18 protein-coding genes, 2 rRNA genes and 1 riboswitch are annotated in these 20,864 nt (G+C 43.8%); of the genes, 18 read left to right on the top strand and 2 right to left on the bottom strand.

Going from position 1 to position 20,864, the window contains the following annotated elements; genetic code table 11:
• Positions 1-60 precede the first annotated feature (60 nt).
• The 3 genes from ACJZU6_RS01350 to ACJZU6_RS01340 all read left to right on the top strand — a co-directional run bounded on the left by ACJZU6_RS01350 (position 61) and on the right by ACJZU6_RS01340 (position 3,461).
• Positions 61-2,952, top strand: a 23S ribosomal RNA gene (locus ACJZU6_RS01350).
• A gap of 138 nt (positions 2,953-3,090) precedes the next feature.
• Positions 3,091-3,206: ribosomal RNA gene (rrf, locus tag ACJZU6_RS01345) — 5S ribosomal RNA — on the top strand.
• A gap of 60 nt (positions 3,207-3,266) precedes the next feature.
• Complete coding sequence (locus tag ACJZU6_RS01340) at positions 3,267-3,461, top strand: hypothetical protein (protein WP_408900540.1); 195 nt, start codon at positions 3,267-3,269, stop codon at positions 3,459-3,461.
• Positions 3,462-3,504: 43 nt separating this feature from the next.
• Here ACJZU6_RS01340 and crcB read toward each other — a convergent pair whose 3' ends face one another.
• Complete coding sequence (gene crcB / locus ACJZU6_RS01335) at positions 3,505-3,888, bottom strand: fluoride efflux transporter CrcB (protein WP_045036888.1); 384 nt, start codon at positions 3,886-3,888, stop codon at positions 3,505-3,507.
• Between the two features lie 204 nt (positions 3,889-4,092).
• Between crcB and ACJZU6_RS01330 the strand changes: the two genes are divergently transcribed.
• The 7 genes from ACJZU6_RS01330 to thiH all read left to right on the top strand — a co-directional run bounded on the left by ACJZU6_RS01330 (position 4,093) and on the right by thiH (position 10,944).
• Positions 4,093-4,515: a universal stress protein gene (locus ACJZU6_RS01330; RefSeq protein ID WP_080158811.1), complete on the top strand. Its 423-nt coding sequence runs from the start codon at positions 4,093-4,095 to the stop codon at positions 4,513-4,515.
• A 126-nt stretch (positions 4,516-4,641) separates the two neighbouring features.
• Positions 4,642-4,739: riboswitch (TPP riboswitch) on the top strand.
• Positions 4,740-4,856: 117 nt separating this feature from the next.
• On the top strand, positions 4,857-6,767 hold the full coding sequence (gene thiC, locus ACJZU6_RS01325) for a phosphomethylpyrimidine synthase ThiC (protein WP_408900539.1): 1,911 nt from the start codon (positions 4,857-4,859) through the stop codon (positions 6,765-6,767).
• A 3-nt stretch (positions 6,768-6,770) separates the two neighbouring features.
• The gene (gene thiE, locus ACJZU6_RS01320; RefSeq protein ID WP_408900538.1) at positions 6,771-8,069 is read left to right on the top strand and encodes a thiamine phosphate synthase; all 1,299 of its coding nucleotides are present in this window, start codon (positions 6,771-6,773) and stop codon (positions 8,067-8,069) included.
• A complete protein-coding gene (locus ACJZU6_RS01315; RefSeq protein ID WP_080158814.1) occupies positions 8,047-8,841 on the top strand; it encodes a HesA/MoeB/ThiF family protein in 795 nt (264 codons plus the stop codon). Before thiE ends, ACJZU6_RS01315 begins: the two co-directional genes overlap by 23 nt.
• Entirely contained in the window at positions 8,841-9,050 is a 210-nt protein-coding gene (gene thiS / locus ACJZU6_RS01310) for a sulfur carrier protein ThiS (RefSeq protein ID WP_235865969.1), read from the top strand. Before ACJZU6_RS01315 ends, thiS begins: the two co-directional genes overlap by 1 nt.
• A gap of 1 nt (position 9,051) precedes the next feature.
• Entirely contained in the window at positions 9,052-9,822 is a 771-nt protein-coding gene (locus tag ACJZU6_RS01305; RefSeq protein ID WP_408900537.1) for a thiazole synthase, read from the top strand.
• Positions 9,823-9,831: 9 nt separating this feature from the next.
• A complete protein-coding gene (gene thiH, locus ACJZU6_RS01300) occupies positions 9,832-10,944 on the top strand; it encodes a 2-iminoacetate synthase ThiH (RefSeq protein ID WP_408900536.1) in 1,113 nt (370 codons plus the stop codon).
• Between the two features lie 75 nt (positions 10,945-11,019).
• Here the strand turns inward: thiH and ACJZU6_RS01295 are convergent, their stop codons facing one another.
• Positions 11,020-12,807 (bottom strand): aminopeptidase P family protein, encoded by a 1,788-nt coding sequence (locus ACJZU6_RS01295; RefSeq protein ID WP_408900535.1) that lies wholly within the window; start codon positions 12,805-12,807, stop codon positions 11,020-11,022.
• Positions 12,808-13,123: 316 nt separating this feature from the next.
• Here ACJZU6_RS01295 and ACJZU6_RS01290 point away from each other — a divergent pair, with 316 nt between their 5' ends.
• The 8 genes from ACJZU6_RS01290 (at position 13,124) to tatC (ending at position 20,733) form a co-directional block, all read left to right on the top strand.
• Positions 13,124-14,338 (top strand): multidrug effflux MFS transporter, encoded by a 1,215-nt coding sequence (locus ACJZU6_RS01290; protein WP_080158818.1) that lies wholly within the window; start codon positions 13,124-13,126, stop codon positions 14,336-14,338.
• Between the two features lie 235 nt (positions 14,339-14,573).
• The gene (gene rmuC / locus ACJZU6_RS01285) at positions 14,574-16,106 is read left to right on the top strand and encodes a DNA recombination protein RmuC (protein ID WP_408900534.1); all 1,533 of its coding nucleotides are present in this window, start codon (positions 14,574-14,576) and stop codon (positions 16,104-16,106) included.
• Between the two features lie 135 nt (positions 16,107-16,241).
• Complete coding sequence (ubiE, locus tag ACJZU6_RS01280) at positions 16,242-16,997, top strand: bifunctional demethylmenaquinone methyltransferase/2-methoxy-6-polyprenyl-1,4-benzoquinol methylase UbiE (protein ID WP_080158820.1); 756 nt, start codon at positions 16,242-16,244, stop codon at positions 16,995-16,997.
• 7 nt (positions 16,998-17,004) lie between these two features.
• Positions 17,005-17,607, top strand: a complete 603-nt coding sequence (locus ACJZU6_RS01275) for an SCP2 domain-containing protein (protein ID WP_408900533.1) — start codon at positions 17,005-17,007, stop codon at positions 17,605-17,607.
• Between the two features lie 5 nt (positions 17,608-17,612).
• A complete protein-coding gene (gene ubiB, locus ACJZU6_RS01270) occupies positions 17,613-19,250 on the top strand; it encodes a ubiquinone biosynthesis regulatory protein kinase UbiB (RefSeq protein WP_199190812.1) in 1,638 nt (545 codons plus the stop codon).
• An 83-nt stretch (positions 19,251-19,333) separates the two neighbouring features.
• A complete protein-coding gene (gene tatA / locus ACJZU6_RS01265) occupies positions 19,334-19,594 on the top strand; it encodes a Sec-independent protein translocase subunit TatA (RefSeq protein ID WP_080158822.1) in 261 nt (86 codons plus the stop codon).
• A gap of 3 nt (positions 19,595-19,597) precedes the next feature.
• Positions 19,598-19,936: a Sec-independent protein translocase protein TatB gene (gene tatB, locus ACJZU6_RS01260; RefSeq protein WP_065168413.1), complete on the top strand. Its 339-nt coding sequence runs from the start codon at positions 19,598-19,600 to the stop codon at positions 19,934-19,936.
• A gap of 11 nt (positions 19,937-19,947) precedes the next feature.
• Positions 19,948-20,733, top strand: coding sequence for a twin-arginine translocase subunit TatC (tatC, locus tag ACJZU6_RS01255; RefSeq protein ID WP_080158823.1), 786 nt, complete (start codon positions 19,948-19,950; stop codon positions 20,731-20,733).
• Positions 20,734-20,864: the final 131 nt, after the last annotated feature.

Raw genomic sequence — 20,864 nt, 5'->3', positions numbered from 1 at the left:
ATCGGATTATTAAACACAAACCTTGGTTGTTTGAACATACAAGACCTCTTGGGGTTGTATGGTTAAGTGACTAAGCGTACACGGTGGATGCCTTGGCAGTCAGAGGCGATGAAGGACGTATTAACTTGCGATAAGCCCAGATTAGGCAGTAAAAGCCTCTTGAGTCTGGGATTTCCGAATGGGGAAACCCACTTGCATAAGCAAGTATCATTAACTGAATACATAGGTTAATGAGGCAAACCGGGGGAACTGAAACATCTAAGTACCCCGAGGAAGAGAAATCAACCGAGATTCCGGTAGTAGCGGCGAGCGAAACCGGATTAGCCCTTAAGCTAGTTCTGCGTTAGGTGAAGGTTCTGGAAAGTACCGCGATACAGGGTGATAGCCCCGTAACCAAAAATGCAGTCTTAGTGAAATCGAGTAGGACGGGACACGTGATATCCTGTTTGAACATGGGGGGACCATCCTCCAAGGCTAAATACTCCTGACTGACCGATAGTGAACCAGTACCGTGAGGGAAAGGCGAAAAGAACCCCTGTGAGGGGAGTGAAATAGAACCTGAAACCGTGTACGTACAAGCAGTAGGAGCCCACTTGTTGGGTGACTGCGTACCTTTTGTATAATGGGTCAGCGACTTAATTTTAGTAGCAAGGTTAACCGTTTAGGGGAGCCGTAGGGAAACCGAGTCTTAACTGGGCGTCATAGTTGCTAGGATTAGACCCGAAACCGAGTGATCTAGCCATGGGCAGGTTGAAGGTGAGGTAACACTTACTGGAGGACCGAACCGACTAATGTTGAAAAATTAGCGGATGACTTGTGGCTAGGGGTGAAAGGCCAATCAAACTCGGAGATAGCTGGTTCTCCCCGAAAGCTATTTAGGTAGCGCCTCGGACGAATACTACTGGGGGTAGAGCACTGTTAAGGCTAGGGGGTCATCCCGACTTACCAACCCTTTGCAAACTCCGAATACCAGTAAGTACTATCCGGGAGACACACGGCGGGTGCTAACGTCCGTCGTGAAGAGGGAAACAACCCAGACCGCCAGCTAAGGTCCCAAAGTTATAGCTAAGTGGGAAACGATGTGGGAAGGCTCAGACAGCCAGGATGTTGGCTTAGAAGCAGCCATCATTTAAAGAAAGCGTAATAGCTCACTGGTCGAGTCGGCCTGCGCGGAAGATTTAACGGGGCTAAGCTATACACCGAAGCTGCGGCAATATGACTTGTCATATTGGGTAGGGGAGCGTTCTGTAAGCCGTTGAAGGTGCATTGTAAAGTGTGCTGGAGGTATCAGAAGTGCGAATGCTGACATGAGTAACGATAAAGGGAGTGAAAAACTCCCTCGCCGGAAGATCAAGGGTTCCTGTCCAACGTTAATCGGGGCAGGGTAAGTCGACCCCTAAGGCGAGGCCGAAAGGCGTAGTCGATGGGAAACGGGTTAATATTCCCGTACTTCTTATAATTGCGATGGAGGGACGGAGAAGGCTAGGTGAGCCTGGCGACGGTTGTCCAGGTCCAAGTATGTAGGCTGATGAATTAGGCAAATCCGGTTCATCTTAAGGCTGAGATACGATGTCGAGCTACTACGGTAGTGAAGTCATTGATGCCATGCTTCCGGGAAAAGCTTCTAAGCTTCAGATTATAAGAAATCGTACCCCAAACCGACACAGGTGATCAGGTAGAGAATACCAAGGCGCTTGAGAGAACTCGGGTGAAGGAACTAGGCAAAATGGTACCGTAACTTCGGGAGAAGGTACGCTCCTAGCGGTGATGAGACTTGCTCTCTAAGCTGCCGGGAGTCGCAGATACCAGGTGGCTGCAACTGTTTATTAAAAACACAGCACTGTGCAAAATCGAAAGATGACGTATACGGTGTGACGCCTGCCCGGTGCCGGAAGGTTAATTGATGGGGTTAGACTTCGGTCGAAGCTCTTGATCGAAGCCCCGGTAAACGGCGGCCGTAACTATAACGGTCCTAAGGTAGCGAAATTCCTTGTCGGGTAAGTTCCGACCTGCACGAATGGCGTAATGATGGCCACGCTGTCTCCACCCGAGACTCAGTGAAATTGAAATCGCAGTGAAGATGCTGTGTACCCGCGGCTAGACGGAAAGACCCCGTGAACCTTTACTATAGCTTGGCACTGAACATTGACCCTACATGTGTAGGATAGGTGGGAGACGTTGAAGCAACCGCGCCAGTGGTTGTGGAGTCAATCTTGAAATACCACCCTTGTATGCTTGATGTTCTAACGTCGACCCCTTATCGGGGTTACGGACAGTGCCTGGTGGGTAGTTTGACTGGGGCGGTCTCCTCCCAAAGAGTAACGGAGGAGCACGAAGGTGGGCTAATCACGGTCGGACATCGTGAGGTTAGTGCAATGGCATAAGCCCGCTTGACTGCGAGAATGACAATTCGAGCAGGTGCGAAAGCAGGTCATAGTGATCCGGTGGTTCTGAATGGAAGGGCCATCGCTCAACGGATAAAAGGTACTCCGGGGATAACAGGCTGATACCGCCCAAGAGTTCATATCGACGGCGGTGTTTGGCACCTCGATGTCGGCTCATCACATCCTGGGGCTGAAGTCGGTCCCAAGGGTATGGCTGTTCGCCATTTAAAGTGGTACGCGAGCTGGGTTTAGAACGTCGTGAGACAGTTCGGTCCCTATCTGCCGTGGGCGTTGGATGATTGAGAGGGGCTGCTCCTAGTACGAGAGGACCGGAGTGGACGAACCGCTGGTGTTCGGGTTGTATCGCCAGATGCATTGCCCGGTAGCTAAGTTCGGAATCGATAACCGCTGAAAGCATCTAAGCGGGAAGCGAGCCTCAAGATGAGTCATCCCTAGACCTTTAAGGTCTCTAAAGGGTTGTTGAAGACTACAACGTTGATAGGTCAGGTGTGTAAGTGCTGCGAGGCATTGAGCTAACTGATACTAATTGCCCGTGAGGCTTAACCATACAACACCCAAGGGGTTTTTCTTCTCTAAAGAGAAGAGACGGACTCTACAAACGCTTGAATGCGTGTTGAGAACAACTAGTCAGATTTTTCCCAGATTGCTATTTATTGCCATAAGGCGATAAATAAAACAGAATTTGCTTGGCGACCATAGCGTTATGGACCCACCTGATCCCATGCCGAACTCAGTAGTGAAACGTAATAGCGCCGATGGTAGTGTGGGGTCTCCCCATGTGAGAGTAGGACATCGCCAGGCTTCAAATTTTAAAAGGCCATCCGTAAGGATGGCCTTTTTTCGTTTATAACGAAAAAAGTAATGACAGATATTCAGTTTGATATATCGTTTCCTGCGTTTCCTGCGTTTCCTGCGTTTCCTGCGTTTCCTGCGTTTCCTGCGTTTCCTGCGTTTCCTGCGTTTCCTGCGTTTCCTGCGTTTCCTGCGTTTCCTGCGTTTCCTGCGTTTCCTGCGTTTCCTGCGTTTCCTGCGTTTCCACTATTCTCTTTATCTTGACGAAAAAAAACCGCCTTGCGGCGGTTATATGTTTGAATGATTATTAGCTTTTCATCATTAGTTGATAGCCAATATAACAAGCAAACAAACTGACGGTTACGTTAAGTACGATGTTTAAGCCAGCCTTAATAAACTCACCTTGCTGCATCATTACAATGTTATCCATTGAAAAGGTTGAGAAGGTAGTTAATGCTCCAAGAAAGCCTAAGCCAATCATTGGGCGCCATGGTGCTGCCTCAATCATTCCTTGATTTAATCCCGACATTAATAGCCCCATAATTAGCGAACCAATAATATTGACGGTTAATGTTCCGTATGGGAAGCCACGGCCAAATAAAATAACGCAAAGCTCCGAAATTAAGTATCGTGAGCAGGCGCCGAATGCACCACCAATTGCGATGAATCCTAGTAATATATATTGGCTCATTGGTATCTCGTTTCAGTTAAAAGTGATAATTAAAAACCGTCATAATAATCGCTTGTTGAGTTGGTTAATACTCTCGATAACTGCAATCATTGATTTAAGCGTAAATTAAAATGTCGGCACATAGTTGGTTGTATAGCTACATTTATAGCATCATAATCACAACTAAGAAATTAACTACTGGGCGTTGGCTCATGGAGATAGGCTATGTCGCTATATCAAACAATATTACTTGCTGTTAATCCTGAAGATAAATTTGCGCATAAATTAATGGTAAAAGCTGGAATCATTGCGGACCAAAATAATGCTGAACTGCATGTTGCTTATGTTGAGCCTGGTGTTGGTAATGTGAGTTTTATTGATGTTGAGATTGAACTGCAAGAAGAGCACGATGCAATTGCTAAACAGCGGATGTCACAATTATCAGAGTTAGCGGCAGCTTCATCTTACCCTGTTTCGGGATTACATATTGCTAATGGTGATATTACTAAGCATATCGAAGAATTAGCTGAAAAAGTTGAAGCTAAGTTGGTTATTACGGGTTATCACAAATCTACTATTCATCTTTTTGGTGATGTAAGTGAAACATTAGCTCAGCACCTTAAGTGTGATGTACTTATCTCACAATAAACATTGTAGTGATTACCATGAAATTAAAAGCCGTGGAAAATTGCACGGCTTTTTGCTATCTGTCACTGTGTGTTGTTCATTGTTAATAAACTGTTGCGATTACAACCAAAGTACTTATACTAATTCACTTACTTGTCGGAGTGCCATATGGCTGAGACCGCATTGCGGGATCCGTTGAACCTGATCAGGCTAATACCTGCGAAGGGAACAAGAGGTTATCTTTACTGCATATCCTTATTGAGGATCACTGTATGTATTTGATGATGCATAACTGTATGCATTGCTCTTGTTTACGCCCATCTGATAAGCATTTTTCCCTATAACATTGAAAGGAAATTGCTGTGTCGAATCGCAAGCAAGCGAGATTGGAAGCGAAACAATTTATCGAGTCATTAACGGCTCAACCCTATCCTAATTCACGAAAAGTCTATATTACTGGTAGTCGTGCTGATATTTCAGTACCGATGAGAGAGATCGCTTTAGCTGATAGCCTTATTAGTGGTCCTAAACAAAGCCCTATTTTTGAACCGAACCAACCGATTCATGTTTATGATACTTCTGGATTTTATACCGATCCCGACCACTCTATAGATATTTATCGTGGTTTGCCCCCTGTGCGCGAAGGGTGGATCATTGAGCGTAATGATACTGAATTATTATCTGAATTAAGTTCTGACTACGCCAATGAACGCTTACATAATCAGAGTTTGGATTCATTGCGTTTTAATCAGCGCGCTCCAACGCGACGTGCTAATAACGGTAAGTGTGTTACTCAACTGCATTACGCCCGCCAAGGTATTGTTACGCCTGAAATGGAATATATTGCGATTCGCGAAAATATGGGGCGAGTGCCCTCTAATGATGAAACGCTAAATCAACAACATCCTGGCGTTAATTTTGGTGCTAATCTTCCTTTACAAATCACGCCTGAATTTGTGCGCCAAGAGGTTGCGGCTGGGCGCGCGATTATTCCTGCAAATATCAATCACCCAGAAGTCGAACCAATGATTATTGGGCGAAATTTTTTAGTAAAGGTTAATGCTAACATTGGTAATTCCGCCGTCAGTTCATCCATTGAAGAAGAAGTTGAGAAATTAGTATGGTCGACCCGCTGGGGAGGAGATACGGTGATGGATCTCTCGACGGGACGTAATATTCATGAAACACGAGAATGGATCATTCGTAATAGTCCGGTACCAATTGGAACCGTACCGATGTATCAAGCATTAGAAAAAGTAAAGGGCGTTGCGGAAAATCTAAATTGGGATGTTTTTCGAGATACGTTATTAGAGCAAGCTGAGCAAGGTGTCGATTACTTCACTATTCATGCTGGTGTTTTATTACGGTATGTACCTATGACGGCTAAACGGGTGACAGGGATTGTTTCTCGTGGCGGCTCAATTATGGCTAAGTGGTGTTTGGCGCATCATCAAGAAAGTTTTTTGTATGAAAATTTCCGCAGTATTTGTGAGATTTGTGCTCAGTATGATATCTCGCTCTCATTGGGGGACGGTTTGCGTCCTGGTTCTATTGCTGATGCCAACGATGAAGCGCAGTTTAGTGAATTACGCACGCTAGGAGAGTTAACCAAAATTGCATGGGAATATGATGTTCAGGTGATGATTGAAGGTCCAGGTCATGTGCCGATGCATATGATTAAAGCTAATATGGATGAGCAACTTAAACATTGTCATGAAGCGCCATTTTATACACTTGGACCTCTGACAACAGATATTGCGCCGGGTTATGATCATATTACTTCTGGTATTGGAGCGGCCATGATTGGTTGGTATGGCTGTGCAATGCTGTGTTACGTGACACCAAAAGAGCATTTAGGATTACCCAATAAAGATGATGTAAAAGTCGGTTTGATCACGTACAAGCTGTGTGCGCATGCGGCAGACTTAGCCAAAGGCCACCCTGGAGCACAAGTTCGTGATAATGCATTATCAAAAGCACGGTTTGAGTTTCGTTGGGAAGATCAATTTAATCTAGGCCTTGACCCACAAACTGCTCGAGATTATCACGATCAAACCTTACCGCAAGAATCTGGCAAAGTGGCTCACTTTTGTTCAATGTGTGGCCCTAAATTTTGTTCAATGAAAATCTCTCAAGAAGTTCGAGATTACGCGAAAACGCTATCACCAATAGATATTACGTTGAGTAATAACCCTCGTGTAGGTATGGAACAAAAAGCGGCGGAATTTCGAGCTCGTGGCAGTGAGTTGTATCACCCTGCTAAAGAGGATTAATCAATGAACACGTTATCGCTTCCCCCTCATCTAATGCCATTATTAATGCACATCGAACCACTGTTAGTACCTGCTGAGTTATACCAACTAGGCGATACAGTGACAGTAACGGTGCATAGCAACGAACCATTAATTGATATCAAAACTATGACTAAGGCATGCTCATTAGCGTTTAATTTTGTTGCTGCAGATGAAGATTGTGCCCCTCCAACGTATCAAATTTGGGATCAGTGGTTCGCCCCTTTTACTGAATTAGCTCAGTTGCAACAAAAAGTCGCTGCAGATCCTAGCTTAGTGGTCTGTGGATTTCCCGTGAATGATGGTTGTGTGGATATTTGGCATCATCAAGGGCAGGCTCGAGCAGTGTATTGTCGTCATAGTGGTGCCAGTGAGGCACAACGGGCAATGTTATTGGTGGCACTTGCGCTTGATTATCCATTGGAAGATGCAGTGGTATTGGCACGTGCTTATGCGCGGAGTTATCACGAACACAGTTATCAAGATCATAATTATCGTACACAAGGTGAGCTTGTTTGGCCGACAGATGCCAAAGTATTTCCTCGTGCTTTAACGATAAATCATCCTCAAATAAAACAACTTGGATGGTTAATTGATGGTCAAGAGGTAGCTCCATTTGCGGCTTTAGGGGCGAGTAAGCTTGGATTATATCCTGTGCTAGAGAGCGCTGATTGGGTTGAGCGGGTATTACAGCTCGGTGTTAAAACTACCCAATTACGGATCAAAAACTCCCAAGTATCCGATCTGGAACACCAAATCCAACAAGCCATTGTTGCTGGTGAGTTAGCTCAAGCTCAGGTGTTCATTAATGATTATTGGCTGCTGGCAATTAAGCATCATGCTTATGGTGTTCATCTTGGTCAGGAGGATCTTGATAGCGCTGATTTAGTTGCGATTCAACAAGCGGGATTACGGCTTGGCATTTCTACCCATGGTTATTATGAAATCTTACGTGCGCTTGAATATCAGCCCAGTTATATCGCTTTAGGCCATATTTTTGTGACATCAACTAAAAATATGCCGTCATTACCTCAAGGCGTGAGCCGATTAGCACTTTATCAAAAATTGATTGGTGATCGAGTACCAATAGTGGCAATTGGTGGCATTACCATTGAGCGTGCAGCAAAAGTGTGGCGCACTGGGGTTTCTGGCGTGGCTGTTGTGAGTGCGATTACTCAAGCTGCCGATCCTGCACTTATGATCACTGAATTGCACAAGATATTGGTGCCTAACGCTGAAGATGTGGCTGCAGGAGGGCGGAATGATAAACACTGCGCTCTCTGACACTGAATTTATGCGTTATAGCCGCCAGTTGATGGTGGCTGATATTGCCGAATCAGGACAGCAACAACTGAAAAATACTCAGGTGTTAATTGTTGGCGGTGGTGGTTTAGGTTCTGCTGTTGGGCTTTATTTGGCGGCGGCTGGCGTGGGTACGATTGTCATTGCTGATGATGACGTAGTTGAAGTGTCGAATTTACAGCGCCAAGTTTTGTATCGTGAAGCAGATGTTGGGTGTAATAAAGCGCAGGCTGCGTGTGCTCAAATGCGGGCGTTAAATCCACTTAATCGTTACCGCGCGGTCACAACGAGATTAGCTGGTTTGCAGTTAGCGTTGGAAGTTGATCAAGCTGATATTGTGGTTGATTGCAGTGATAATTTTTCGACCCGCTATGCGATTAATGATGTCTGTTTTACAGCGAGAAAGCGCTTAGTTTCAGGGGCTGCGATAGGCTGGCAAGGACAGTTAATGACGTTTGACTTTAGAACTGGGATTGGACCTTGTTATCAATGTTTATTGCCTCAAGCTGTACCAAATACGGACAAAGTGCGTAATTGTCGTAGTGGTGGCATTGTGGGGCCTGTAGTAGGAATTATTGGCACCATGCAGGCGCTTGCAGTCATAAAAGCGATTGTTGAGACGAATATGGTTGATGTAAATCACCTTTCTCAATTTGATGGTTCACAAGGGCAGTGGCGTCAATTTGGAATCAATATTGATCAACAGTGTCCCGTCTGTGGTGATCACCACCTTGTTAATGGAGGTACAGTGTAATGACAATGATAACCGTCTGGTTAAATAATCAAGCTGTGGAGTGTCATTCACAACAATGTCTAACCGAGTTAGTTGAGCAATTAACCCTGCCAACGGTGGGCGCTGCAATTGCGATAAATCAAGCCATTGTTACGCGTAGTGAATGGTCAACAACAGTGTTGAACCATAACGATCAGATCACGCTCTTTCAAGTTATAGCAGGAGGCTAACATGCTCACTATTGCCGATAAAATATTTGATTCGCGGTTGTTTACTGGAACTGGAAAATATTCTCATTGTGATGTAATGACCGCATCGTTATTAGCCTCGGAGTCTCAATTGGTTACCATGGCTCTGAAACGGGTCGACTTAGCTCATCAAGCGGATGATATTTTAGCGCCTTTAATGGCTGCTGGAGTCAATCTTTTACCCAATACCTCGGGGGCTAAAAATGCTAAAGAAGCCATATTTGCTGCGCAATTAGCCCGTGAAGCGTTAGGTACTAACTGGCTTAAATTAGAGATACACCCTGATCCCAAATACTTAATGCCCGATCCGATTGAAACCTTGTTAGCTGCAGAAGCGTTGGTGAAACAAGGCTTTGTGGTTTTGCCTTATTGTCATGCTGATCCGGTATTGTGTAAACGATTAGAAGAGGTGGGTTGTGCAGCGGTGATGCCATTAGGGGCACCGATAGGTTCAAATAAAGGCTTAGTATCACGTGATTTTTTGCAAATTATTATCGATCAAGCGCAGGTGCCAGTGATTATAGATGCAGGAATTGGTGCTCCGTCTGATGCTGCCGCGGCAATGGAAATGGGAGCAGATGCTGTCTTAGTTAACACCGCTATTGCGACTGCTGTTGATCCGGTTGCGATGGGAGAAGCATTTAAATGGGCGGTTATTAGTGGTCGTATGGCTTATAAAGCGGGATTAGCGGGTACAGTGAGTCATGCTGTTGCATCCAGTCCATTAACGGCTTTTCTCGATAGTGAATGCTAAGGAGCGAGAATGAGTTTTGTTGATGTATGGCGGCAATTGGATTGGGATGATATTCGCCTATCGATTTACGCTAAAACGGCTGCAGATGTTGAACGTGCACTGGCTAAACCGGATCGTGATCTTGATGATTTTAAAGCGTTAATCTCACCCGCCGCGGAGCCTTATTTAGAATCAATGGCACAACAAGCAGTGTTATTAACTCGGCAGCGGTTTGGTTATGCGATACATTTTTATGTGCCATTATATCTCTCTAATTTGTGTGCTAATGCGTGTACTTATTGTGGTTTTACAATGGAAAATCGAATTAAGCGACGCACATTAACTACCGCTGATATTGAGCGAGAATGTAAAGCGATCAAAGCACTTCAGTTTGATAGTGTGTTGTTGGTAACCGGTGAGCATCAAACTAAAGTTGGGATGGACTATTTCAGGTATACATTACCTCAAATTAAATCCCACTTTAATCATATTGCAATGGAAGTTCAGCCGCTTGAACAGCAGCAATATCGAGAGCTAAAAAGTTTAGGTTTAGATGCGGTGATGGTGTATCAAGAAACTTATCATGCTCGAACTTATGCCAAACACCACTTACGCGGTAATAAAACCAACTTTGATTATCGACTTGAAACACCGGATCGATTGGCACAAGCTGGTATTGATAAAATAGGGATTGGAGCGCTATTAGGAATGGATGATTGGCGCACGGACAGTTTTTTTGTTGCGAGCCATTTGGCCTATCTTGAGCGCCAGTATTGGCAAAGTCGTTATTCGATTTCATTTCCACGTTTGCGACCCTGTACTGGCGGTATTGAGCCTAAATCAATAATGACTGATCGCCAGTTAGTGCAATTAATCTGTGCTTATCGGTTATTTAATCATGACGTTGAGTTATCGTTATCCACTCGTGAATCAGCCTATTTTCGCGATAATGTATTACCACTAGGGGTAACTAGCCTATCAGCGGGTTCAAAAACCCAGCCGGGCGGTTATGCTGATGACACGCCAGAGTTAGAGCAATTTGCAATCAGTGATGATCGCAGTGTGGCAGAGGTTGCTATAGCGGTGAAGCAGCGAGGATTTGAGGTGGTGTGGAAAGACTGGGACGCGGTTTACTCGGGGTAACCACATTTGAAGGTCACAATAAGCCAGTGTAAAAGGTGATGCACTGGCTTTTTTATTATTAATGCGACGTTATTATTAGCGTTGTAATGGTGCTGTTGCTTGAGTTAACCATGCTAAATCATCACCGTTTAAGGCTGGGCTAATAACCTCAAACACGGTGTGGTGGTAATGGTTAAGCCACGCGAGTTCGATATCTGTTAATAAGCTTAAATCAATTAAACGCTTATCAATCGGGGCGCGAGTTAGCGATTCAAATCCCATTACCGACATATCACCTTGGGTTGCCACTTCTACTATCGCTTCAAGGTTTTCAATACGAATACCAAATGCATCTGCGCGGTAATATCCAGGTTCATTAGACAACACCATACCTGGCAATAATGCCGTTGGATTATAGGCTTTAGCGATCCGTTGCGGTCCTTCATGCACACTTAGGAAGTGGCCGACACCGTGACCAGTACCGTGATCATAATCAAACCCATATGCCCATAAATGTTGACGAGCTAACGCATCAAGTTGGCTACCTGTGGTGCCTTTTGGAAAGCGCGCTGATGCTAATGCAATATGACCTTTTAATACTAAAGTAAAGGCTTGCTTCACCTCTTCACCCGGCTGACCAATGGCAATAGTACGAGTAATATCGGTAGTACCGTCTGGATATTGACCACCTGAATCGACTAAGTACACGGTATCCATTTGCAGTTTACTTGGCTGCGGTTGGTTAAGGTGATTGTAGTGGCACATTGCCGCATTGCCTGCTGCCGCTGAAATGGTATCAAAGCTCACATCACTGCAACTTGGATCTAACTGACGGAATTGCCACAGTTGATCTGATAATTGGGCTTCATCCAGTAAATGACCTGTCGCAACTTGCGCATCAATCCAGGCTAAGAATTTACTGATCGCGACGCCATCACGAATATGACACGCTTTCATACCCGCCATCTCGGTGGCATTTTTAGTCGATTTTGGCAGTAAGGTTGGGTTTGCTGCTTCAATTAATAGGGCTCCTGCCTCTGTTAATTGTTGCGCTGCCCATGCGTTACTATTTGTTGAATCAAACAGTACTCGTTTACCTGCAAGAGCGGCTAGCCCAGTTGCTAGTTGCTCCGGTTTACAGATGGTCACGCCAGCACCTACATGGGCGGCAAAGCCTTCTGGTAAGCGGTGATGGTCGATATAAAAATCAACTGAAGCATCGCTGTGAATAATTGCAGCTGAAAGTAATACAGGTAGGCAATGGACGTCATCACCACGAATATTGAGTAGCCATGCAATACTATCGAGCTGGCTTAAAAAGGCAGCATTGGCTTTTTGTGTTGTTAGTAAAGCAGCAATTTGTTGGCGCTTATCTGTACTTGCTTGGCCAACAAATTCAAGCCCCATTAATTGGGCGTCAGACAATACAGGCGCTGGGCGGTCTAGCCATAGTTGATCAATGGGGTTTTCATCAATACACACTAAGGCTAATTCACCATCAATAGTGGTGGTGGCATTTTTAAGCCATGCTGCACTATGAAGGCGAGCATCAATCGCAATTTTGCTACCAGCGGCTAAATTTTCTAATGCCCATTGTACTGGTGGTTGCTCAATAAGATGGCAGTATTGAAATACTTCTGCTGGTACTTGCTTTCGCACTTGCACTACATATCGACCATCAACAAAAACAGCAGCATCATCACGAGTAATAATGGCAGCACCAGCTGAGCCAGTAAATCCAGTTAACCAGTGCAGACGCTCATTATGATCAGGAATGTATTCACCTAAAAACTCATCTTCGTGAGGGATCAATAATGCATCTAACTGATTTTCAGTGAGCCAGTGGCGGATTTGTTCAACACGTTGCGAAATTGCAGCTTGCATGTTTTCGTCCTTTAATTAAAGCATCATCGAGGCGATGACATAAACGGTGAACTTACATAACACCAGCAAACATTCAGCTGAGTAAGTAAGTTAATATAGTTACGTTAGCGTGTTTGGCGGTTGGCTTCAATTAGCGAATCAGTAATTGATTGGCATTTATTATATTTTCGATAGGGCGGTGTTATTTCGGCGAGCATAGGAGCAATAGCAATCATTGCTGATATTCCCCAAAGGAAAAGTGCTATTGAATATATACCATTTCTATTCATATCTCTAAAGCCGTAAACTTGGCGCGATCATCTTTTAGGAACAACATATGACCTCGTCGACACCCCCTACTACCGATACCAAATTAGTCACTTTAATGGTGGTTTTGGTGCTATTTAGCCCGTTGGCTATTGATATTTATTTACCCGCTTTCCCAGCTATTGCCGATAGTTTTGGGGTTAATGCTGTGCGTGTACAAGATACCGTGACATGGTTTATGTTCAGCCTTGGTTTGGGGCAATTATTGGCAGGACCATTAGCGGATCGTTTTGGACGCCGCCCGATTGCGTTAGCTGGGATTGTTATTTATGGTTTTAGTGCCTTAATGGCGTATTTAGCCACCAATTTAGACATGCTTTTAACGGCGCGTTTATTACAAGGGTTTGGTGCTTGTGCGACTTCTGTTGCGGCATTCTCTGCGGTGCGTGATAGTTTTGGTGCTGAAAAAAGTGGTCGTATGATCAGTTACTTAAATGGTGCAATCTGTTTTATTCCCGCTTTAGCACCGTTATTAGGAACCTGGTTAACTCATGAGTTTGGTTGGCGTTCAAATTTTAGTTTTATGGCAGGCTTTGCACTCGTTGCTGGACTGTTCATTATGACGATGTTTAAAGAAACCCGTCCTACGAATACTCATGTGAGTGGTTCAACGTTAAGTCTGAGTCGTTATTGGTCGGTATTACGTGAACCTACTTTTTTATACCATGCGAGTCTGTGCATGTTATCAATGGCGGTTATTTTAGCGTATGTGACGTCGGCTCCGGTATGGTTAATGAGCCATCTTGGGGCAGACATGAACCAATTTACGTTATGGTTTGGCATTAATGCGGCATTAAATATTACAGCATGCATGGTTGCGCCTAAATTTATGGATCGTTTTGGTACGCGAGCAACATTGCAAACCGGATTGATTATTTTAGCTGCCGCTGGTGGTTTAATGTTGGCTCTGAGTACAATCAATCAAGCATGGGCATTTATGGTGCCTATTTTTATCTGCTCATTTGGGTTTGCTTTTGTCTTAGGCTCTGCGGCAGGTAAAGCATTAGCGCCTTTTGGTGATCGTGCAGGTACTGCTGCGGCATTGTTAGGCCTATTTCAGATGAGTGGTGCTGGCGTGATGGTAAGTTTGACTCAGCGTTTAGATTTAGCAACGCCAATGTTGATGACCCTACAGATGTGGTTACTGATTCCTGGTTTATTTGTGTTGTGGTCAAAATGGGGTAAAAGCTGGCATCAAACGGTACTCACAACCGATAAGGTGTGAGTGATTGCGGCCAAAGGTTGCTTGAGTAGACGTTATGATTAAGCCTGTCATTGTGACAGGCTTTATTTTTATGGAGCAAATGATGAAGGGTGTGTTTATGATGTGTTTAACGCGTTGAGTGGCAACAATAAACAGTGATAGTACTATCAATAAAAATCACTGAACTGGACATTTATCCAGTATCGACTTAGCCTTACAACAGAAATGGATGCGTGTTTTTTGTAGAGTATTTGATATGACGGAATGGTTGAGTGGTGGCATGATTTCCCTGTTGGCAGCGATCTCTGGCGCGACAGTGGCGAGTGTTATTACCACGCTATGGTTAAAGGGACGTTTTGAGCAAACAATGCAATTACATCAGCAACAAGCAGGGGCTGATAGTCGATTATTGCAATTACGTGAGCAACAATTACAGCAGCAGTTAAATGAGCGTAATCAAGAACTCGAGCAGATGGATGACGAGCGTGACCGCCTAACCCATGAAATTCGACAACTGCATGGTAATTTATCGGCTGCGGTTGAAAAAATGCGTCATTTTGAAGCGCTTCAAAATGAAAAACTGTATTTATCAGAACAATTAGATAACGCACGAATCATTAATGCTGGTCTTGAAGCAGATTTACGTGAACAAGATGCGCGTCATTTTGAAGAACAAAAATCGGCCGAAGAAAAAATTCAATTATTAGAAAATGCCGAAGAGCGATTACGGGTGCAATTTGAAAGCCTTGCTAATAAATTGTTTGAACACAAAACTCGAAGTGTCGATGAGCAGAATAAAATCAGTCTTCAGCGTTTATTAATGCCATTGAAAGAGCAGCTGGAAGGTTTTAAAAAACAAGTTAACGATAACTTCACACAAGAATCCCGCGAACGTCATACTCTGGTCCATCAAATTAATCATCTTAAACAACTCAATGAGCAAATGGCGCAGGAAGCGGTGAATCTAACTCAAGCGCTTAAAGGTGATAATAAGGCTCAAGGTAATTGGGGAGAAGTGGTACTCGCGCGGGTATTAACCGAATCAGGACTGCGTGAAGGGCATGAATATCAAACCCAAGTCAGCCTAGAAAATGAAGATGGCAAACGCTATCAGCCAGATGTGGTGGTGCATTTACCTCAGCAAAAAGATGTGGTGGTTGATGCTAAAATGTCATTAGTGGCTTATGAACGGTTCTTTAATGCCGACACTGTGGCGGCGCGAGAACTGGCAATGAGTGAGCATATTGCTTCAATGCGAGCACACATGCGAGGTTTAAGCCGCAAAGATTATCATCAGTTGCATGGCGTTCAAAGTTTGGATTATGTATTGATGTTTATTCCGGTTGAACCTGCTTTTCAAGCCGCGATTGCCGCTGATCCTAAACTGATTCGTGATGCAATGGATCTCAATATCATGTTGGTTAGCCCAACGACTTTGCTGGTGGCACTGAGAACCATTAATAATTTATGGCGTAATGAACGTCAAAATCAAAACGCCAAAGAAATTGCTGATCGAGCAAGTAAGTTATACGACAAATTACGCTTATTTGTTACCGATATGGAAGGATTAGGTACGTCATTAGATAAGGCCAGTCAAAGTTATCATAGCGCCATGAATAAATTAGTCAGTGGGCGAGGGAATGTTATTCGTCAAGCTGAAAGTTTTAAGTTATTGGGGGTAGAAGTGAAGCGTGATATTAGCTCGCAATTAGTTGAAAAATCGCAGTCACAGTTGCATGATGCGAGAGGTTTTTCACATATCACTTCAGCGACTGAGTCTGATTTGTAGTGCTTAAAGAGTAAACCACTTTGAGCAAACGACAACCATCAAGTACACTAAGCCAGTTGAATAAATGAATTTAATCCTCGTCAGCTATTTTATTGTGATAATGGAATGAGCGCGAGGACACATAATGGATTGAGCATGACGGACACCACACAAGACACGACCCACTTTGGCTTTCGTACCGTGGCCAAAGAGGAAAAAGCAACCATGGTTGCTGAAGTATTCCATTCAGTAGCGGCAAAGTACGACATTATGAATGATTTAATGTCGATGGGTATTCATCGCGTTTGGAAGCGTTTCACGATTGACTGCAGTGGTGTGCGCCGTGGTCAACGCGTGCTTGATTTAGGCGGTGGTACTGGTGATTTAACCGCTAAATTTTCTCGTATTGTGGGTGACAGTGGACAAGTTATTTTAGCCGACATTAATAACTCAATGCTAAAAGTTGGCCGCAGTAAGCTACGTGATAGTGGCGTGATTGGTAACGTTGGTTATGTTCAAGCAAATGCCGAAGAACTGCCTTTTCCTGATAATTATTTTGATTGTATTACGATCAGCTTCTGCTTGCGTAACGTTACCGATAAAGAACAAGCATTACGTTCGATGTACCGTGTATTAAAACCCGGTGGTCGTTTATTAGTGCTAGAGTTTTCTAAGCCGATTTTAGAGCCTTTATCAAAAATATATGACGCTTACTCATTTCATTTATTACCGAAAATCGGTGAAATCATTGCTCATGATAGCGAAAGTTATCGCTATTTAGCTGAGTCTATTCGTATGCATCCTGATCAAGAAACATTGAAAGGAATGATGGACGATGCTGGGTTTGATCAGACAACCTATTACAACTTAACTGGCGGTATTGTTGCTTTGCACCGTGGTTATAAGTTCTGAGGCCCCTATGCCAATAGATGCATTTGTTACTGGCGCGGTAGAAACAGCGCTTAATCAATTAGTAAAAGACGATGCTGATAGTCAGCGTCGTTTGTCACGCTTACGCGGAAAAGTGATTAGCGTGGTTCTGAATGAATTTGGCAAAACGTTATATTTTGTTTTTAGTCAGCAAATTGATGTATTAGCGGCTTATGAGGGTGAGGTCGATTGTCAATTGGCCCTCAATTTAACGGCGCTGCCTGAATTACGCCAGCAAGCCAATCTCACTCAGTTAATTAAAGCTGATAAGTTATCTCTTGATGGTGACTTACAACTCGCCCAGCATTTTTCTAGTTTATTAGGTGGATTAAAGCCAGATATCGAAGAAAAGCTCGCTTATTACAGTGGGGATGTTGTGGCGCATACGGTGGTTAGCGGCATCAAATCAAGTGGACAGTTTATTCAGCAGCGATTACTAAAACGCCAGCGAAATGTAGCTCAAACACTAACGGAAGAGTGGGAATTATTACCACAGCCATTAGAGATCGCGTATTTTGCTGATCAAGTTGATGACTTGAAATCAGATGTTGCCTGTTTTGAGGCCCGATTAAATCAGCTACTTGAGCGATAATAGCCATGATGACTATTCGTGAATTTAAACGTCTTTACCGTATTATTGAAGTGCAATTACGTTACGGTTTGGATGATTTTATTCCGCAAGACCCACGAACAGTATTGCCAAAAAAATTACGTAAATCGTTATTCTGGATTAAAAATGAATATCCAGATAAACCGTTAGGTGAGCGATTACGGTTAGCGTTACAAGAATTAGGTCCGGTGTGGATCAAGTTTGGGCAGATGATGTCGACTCGACGTGATTTGTTCCCTCCCCATATCGCCGATCAATTAGCGTTATTGCAAGATCAAGTGGCCCCGTTTGATGGTCAATTAGCGAGACGTACGATTGAAGCATCATTAGGTGGCCCGATTGAGCAATGGTTTGATGATTTTGATGAGGTAGCGTTAGCTTCAGCTTCGATTGCACAAGTTCATACTGCGACCATGAAAGAAAATGGCCGTGAAATTGTATTTAAAGTCATTCGTCCTGATATTCGTCCTATTATTGAAGCAGATATTAAGCTGATGTACAGGATGGCCGAGATAGTTTCTCGGCTTCAACCACAAGCACGGCGATTACGTCCAGTTGAAGTGGTAAGGGAATACGAAAAAACCTTACTTGATGAACTGGATTTAATGCGAGAAGCAGCGAATGGCATTCAACTTCGACGTAACTTTGAAGGTGATGACACCCTGTATGTGCCAGAGGTCTTTACTGATTACAGCAGTGTAAATTTACTGGTGATGGAGCGAATCTACGGGATTCAGGTTTCTGACCTTGATGCCTTAAAAGCTAACGGTACTGATCTGAAATTATTATCAGAAAATGCGGTAAATATATTTTTTACCCAAGTGTTCCGTGATAGTTTCTTTCATGCTGACATGCACCCAGGGAATATTTTTGTTTCCTATGAGCACCCACATGATCCACAATGGATAGCATTAGATTGTGGTATTGTCGGCACGCTTAATCGTGAAGACAAACGTTATTTGGCTGAAAACTTACTGGCTTTCTTTAATCGAGATTACCGAAAAGTGGCCGAATTGCATGTTGATTCAGGTTGGGTACCCGCAGATACCAATATTGACGCGTTTGAAGTTGCTATTCGTACCGTGTGTGAACCCATATTTGAAAAGCCGTTATGTGAAATATCATTTGGGCATGTATTGTTGAATTTATTCAATACTGCACGTCGATTTAATATGGAAGTGCAGCCGCAATTAGTGTTGTTACAAAAGACATTGCTTTATGTTGAAGGTCTTGGACGCCAGCTGTACCCACAACTTGATTTATGGGCGACAGCAAAACCATTTTTAGAAGATTGGATGTCACGTCAAGTTGGCCCACAAGCCATTATTGATGCAGTAAAGAGTAAAGCGCCATTTTGGGCTGAAAAGTTACCAGAATTACCTGAATTACTTTACGACAGTTTGCGCCAAGGCAAGGTTATGAATCAACGACTCGATACACTCTATGATAATTTCATGGATAGTCGGCGTAACCAAGGTAAGGCAAGATTTTATTTTGGTATTGGTGCCACCATGATGGTGTGTGCTGCCATACTTTTCGGTGATCATGTTACCACCTATCCTGCTATTGCAGCTGGAGCAGGAGCGGTATTTTGGTTGCTGGGATGGCGAGCCTGTCGACAGTAGTCGCTGTAGGTTTCGCCTATACTTATAGTTGCGTGTAACAACGCACTCCGTTATTAACCACATAAAGCTGAGGTAAAATAAGCATGGGTGGTATCAGTATCTGGCAATTATTAATTATTGCACTGATCATTGTTCTGTTGTTCGGAACTAAGAAGTTACGCACATTAGGTGGCGACTTAGGTTCTGCTGTTAAGGGTTTCAAAAAAGCGATTGGTGATGATGATTCAGCACCTGCAGCTAAAAAAGAAACAACAGATGCAGATTTTGAACAAAAGAAAATTACGGATGAACAGCAAGCAGCTGATCAGACAACAACGAGTCAAAAAGACAAAGAGCAGGTTTAAGACGTGTTTGATATCGGGTTCTGGGAGTTAGTGCTGATCTCCGTGGTGGGATTGGTAGTACTGGGGCCGGAACGTCTACCCGTTGCGATACGTACTGTATCGCAGTGGATAGGTGCAGCCCGTAATATGGCAAACTCAGTCAAAGATGAATTGTCTCAGGAACTGAAAATTCAGGAACTGCAAGCCAATTTAAAAAAAGCTGAGCAAATGGGAATGAAGGACATCGCGCCTGAATTGCAAGAGTCGGTTGATGAACTTAAAAAAGTCGCCTCTGATGTGCAACGTCCCTATGCTGATAAAAGCGAGCAACCCTCAGCAACGACTTCTAATAAGCAGGAATAAATTACATCACTATGTCGACTGTCGAAGATTCGCAGCCGTTATTCAGCCATTTACTTGAGCTGCGTACACGGATCCTGCGCTCTCTCATCAGCGTGCTAGTGGTTTTTGTCTGTATAGTTTGGTTTTCGAAAGACATTTACGCGTTTGTAGCAGCACCTTTGGTTGAACGTATGCCAATCGGTGCCACTATGATTGCAACAGATGTTGCGTCACCGTTCTTTACACCGATAAAACTCACTTTAGTTACCGCTGTGTTTATTGCTGTACCAATGATTTTGTATCAACTGTGGGCGTTTGTAGCTCCTGGTTTATACAAGCATGAACGTAAGCTTATTATGCCATTACTGGTTTCCAGCTCATTGCTGTTTTATGCCGGTGTTGCGTTTGCTTATTTTGTTGTGTTTCCATTGGTGTTTAAGTTCTTTACCAGCGTCGCTCCGCAAGGAGTTGAAGTTGCAACAGATATTTCAAGTTATCTCGATTTCGTATTGTCGCTATTTATGGCGTTCGGTATTGCATTTGAGATCCCTGTCGCGATTATTCTGTTGTGTTGGACCGGTGCTACCGATCCTGAAACGTTACGCAGTAAACGCCCATATATTATCGTGGCAGCGTTTGTGGTCGGTATGTTGTTAACACCGCCTGATATTTTATCTCAGACCTTGTTAGCGGTGCCGATGTGCTTGCTATTTGAAGTCGGCTTATTCTTCTCACGTTTTTACATTCGTAAAGATGATGAAGACGAATATGGCGATGAAGATGAGCCGCAAGACATAAAGAGCATCAGCAAAGAATAGGGTTTATCCCCCTGTGATGATGAAAAAAACCGACCTTGGTGTCGGTTTTTTTATGTCTGTAATAATGTGATTATCACATAGTCAGTCAATTCGAGGCTCGATATACTGAGGTAAAGACGAGTTCATCAAAG

It is taken from the genome of Photobacterium piscicola (assembly GCF_046058925.1).
GTDB lineage: Bacteria > Pseudomonadota > Gammaproteobacteria > Enterobacterales > Vibrionaceae > Photobacterium > Photobacterium piscicola.
The sequence above is the reverse complement of the archived record's forward strand: the minus strand, read 5'-3'. Positions and strand labels throughout refer to the sequence as shown.

Bases quoted from the DNA above. Each gene is read 5' to 3' on its own strand.
- ubiB (WP_199190812.1), top strand. From the start codon at position 17,613: ATGATGACTATTCGTGAATTTAAACGTCTTTACCGTATTATTGAAGTG.
- thiE (WP_408900538.1), top strand. From the start codon at position 6,771: ATGAACACGTTATCGCTTCCCCCTCATCTAATGCCATTATTAATGCAC.
- ACJZU6_RS01290 (WP_080158818.1), top strand. From the start codon at position 13,124: ATGACCTCGTCGACACCCCCTACTACCGATACCAAATTAGTCACTTTA.
- thiS (WP_235865969.1), top strand. From the start codon at position 8,841: ATGACAATGATAACCGTCTGGTTAAATAATCAAGCTGTGGAGTGTCAT.
- crcB (WP_045036888.1), bottom strand. From the start codon at position 3,888: ATGAGCCAATATATATTACTAGGATTCATCGCAATTGGTGGTGCATTC.
- ubiE (WP_080158820.1), top strand. From the start codon at position 16,242: ATGACGGACACCACACAAGACACGACCCACTTTGGCTTTCGTACCGTG.
- ACJZU6_RS01305 (WP_408900537.1), top strand. From the start codon at position 9,052: ATGCTCACTATTGCCGATAAAATATTTGATTCGCGGTTGTTTACTGGA.
- ACJZU6_RS01340 (WP_408900540.1), top strand. From the start codon at position 3,267: ATGACAGATATTCAGTTTGATATATCGTTTCCTGCGTTTCCTGCGTTT.
- ACJZU6_RS01295 (WP_408900535.1), bottom strand. From the start codon at position 12,807: ATGCAAGCTGCAATTTCGCAACGTGTTGAACAAATCCGCCACTGGCTC.
- tatC (WP_080158823.1), top strand. From the start codon at position 19,948: ATGTCGACTGTCGAAGATTCGCAGCCGTTATTCAGCCATTTACTTGAG.
- tatA (WP_080158822.1), top strand. From the start codon at position 19,334: ATGGGTGGTATCAGTATCTGGCAATTATTAATTATTGCACTGATCATT.
- thiH (WP_408900536.1), top strand. From the start codon at position 9,832: ATGAGTTTTGTTGATGTATGGCGGCAATTGGATTGGGATGATATTCGC.
- ACJZU6_RS01275 (WP_408900533.1), top strand. From the start codon at position 17,005: ATGCCAATAGATGCATTTGTTACTGGCGCGGTAGAAACAGCGCTTAAT.
- ACJZU6_RS01330 (WP_080158811.1), top strand. From the start codon at position 4,093: ATGTCGCTATATCAAACAATATTACTTGCTGTTAATCCTGAAGATAAA.
- ACJZU6_RS01315 (WP_080158814.1), top strand. From the start codon at position 8,047: ATGATAAACACTGCGCTCTCTGACACTGAATTTATGCGTTATAGCCGC.
- rmuC (WP_408900534.1), top strand. From the start codon at position 14,574: ATGACGGAATGGTTGAGTGGTGGCATGATTTCCCTGTTGGCAGCGATC.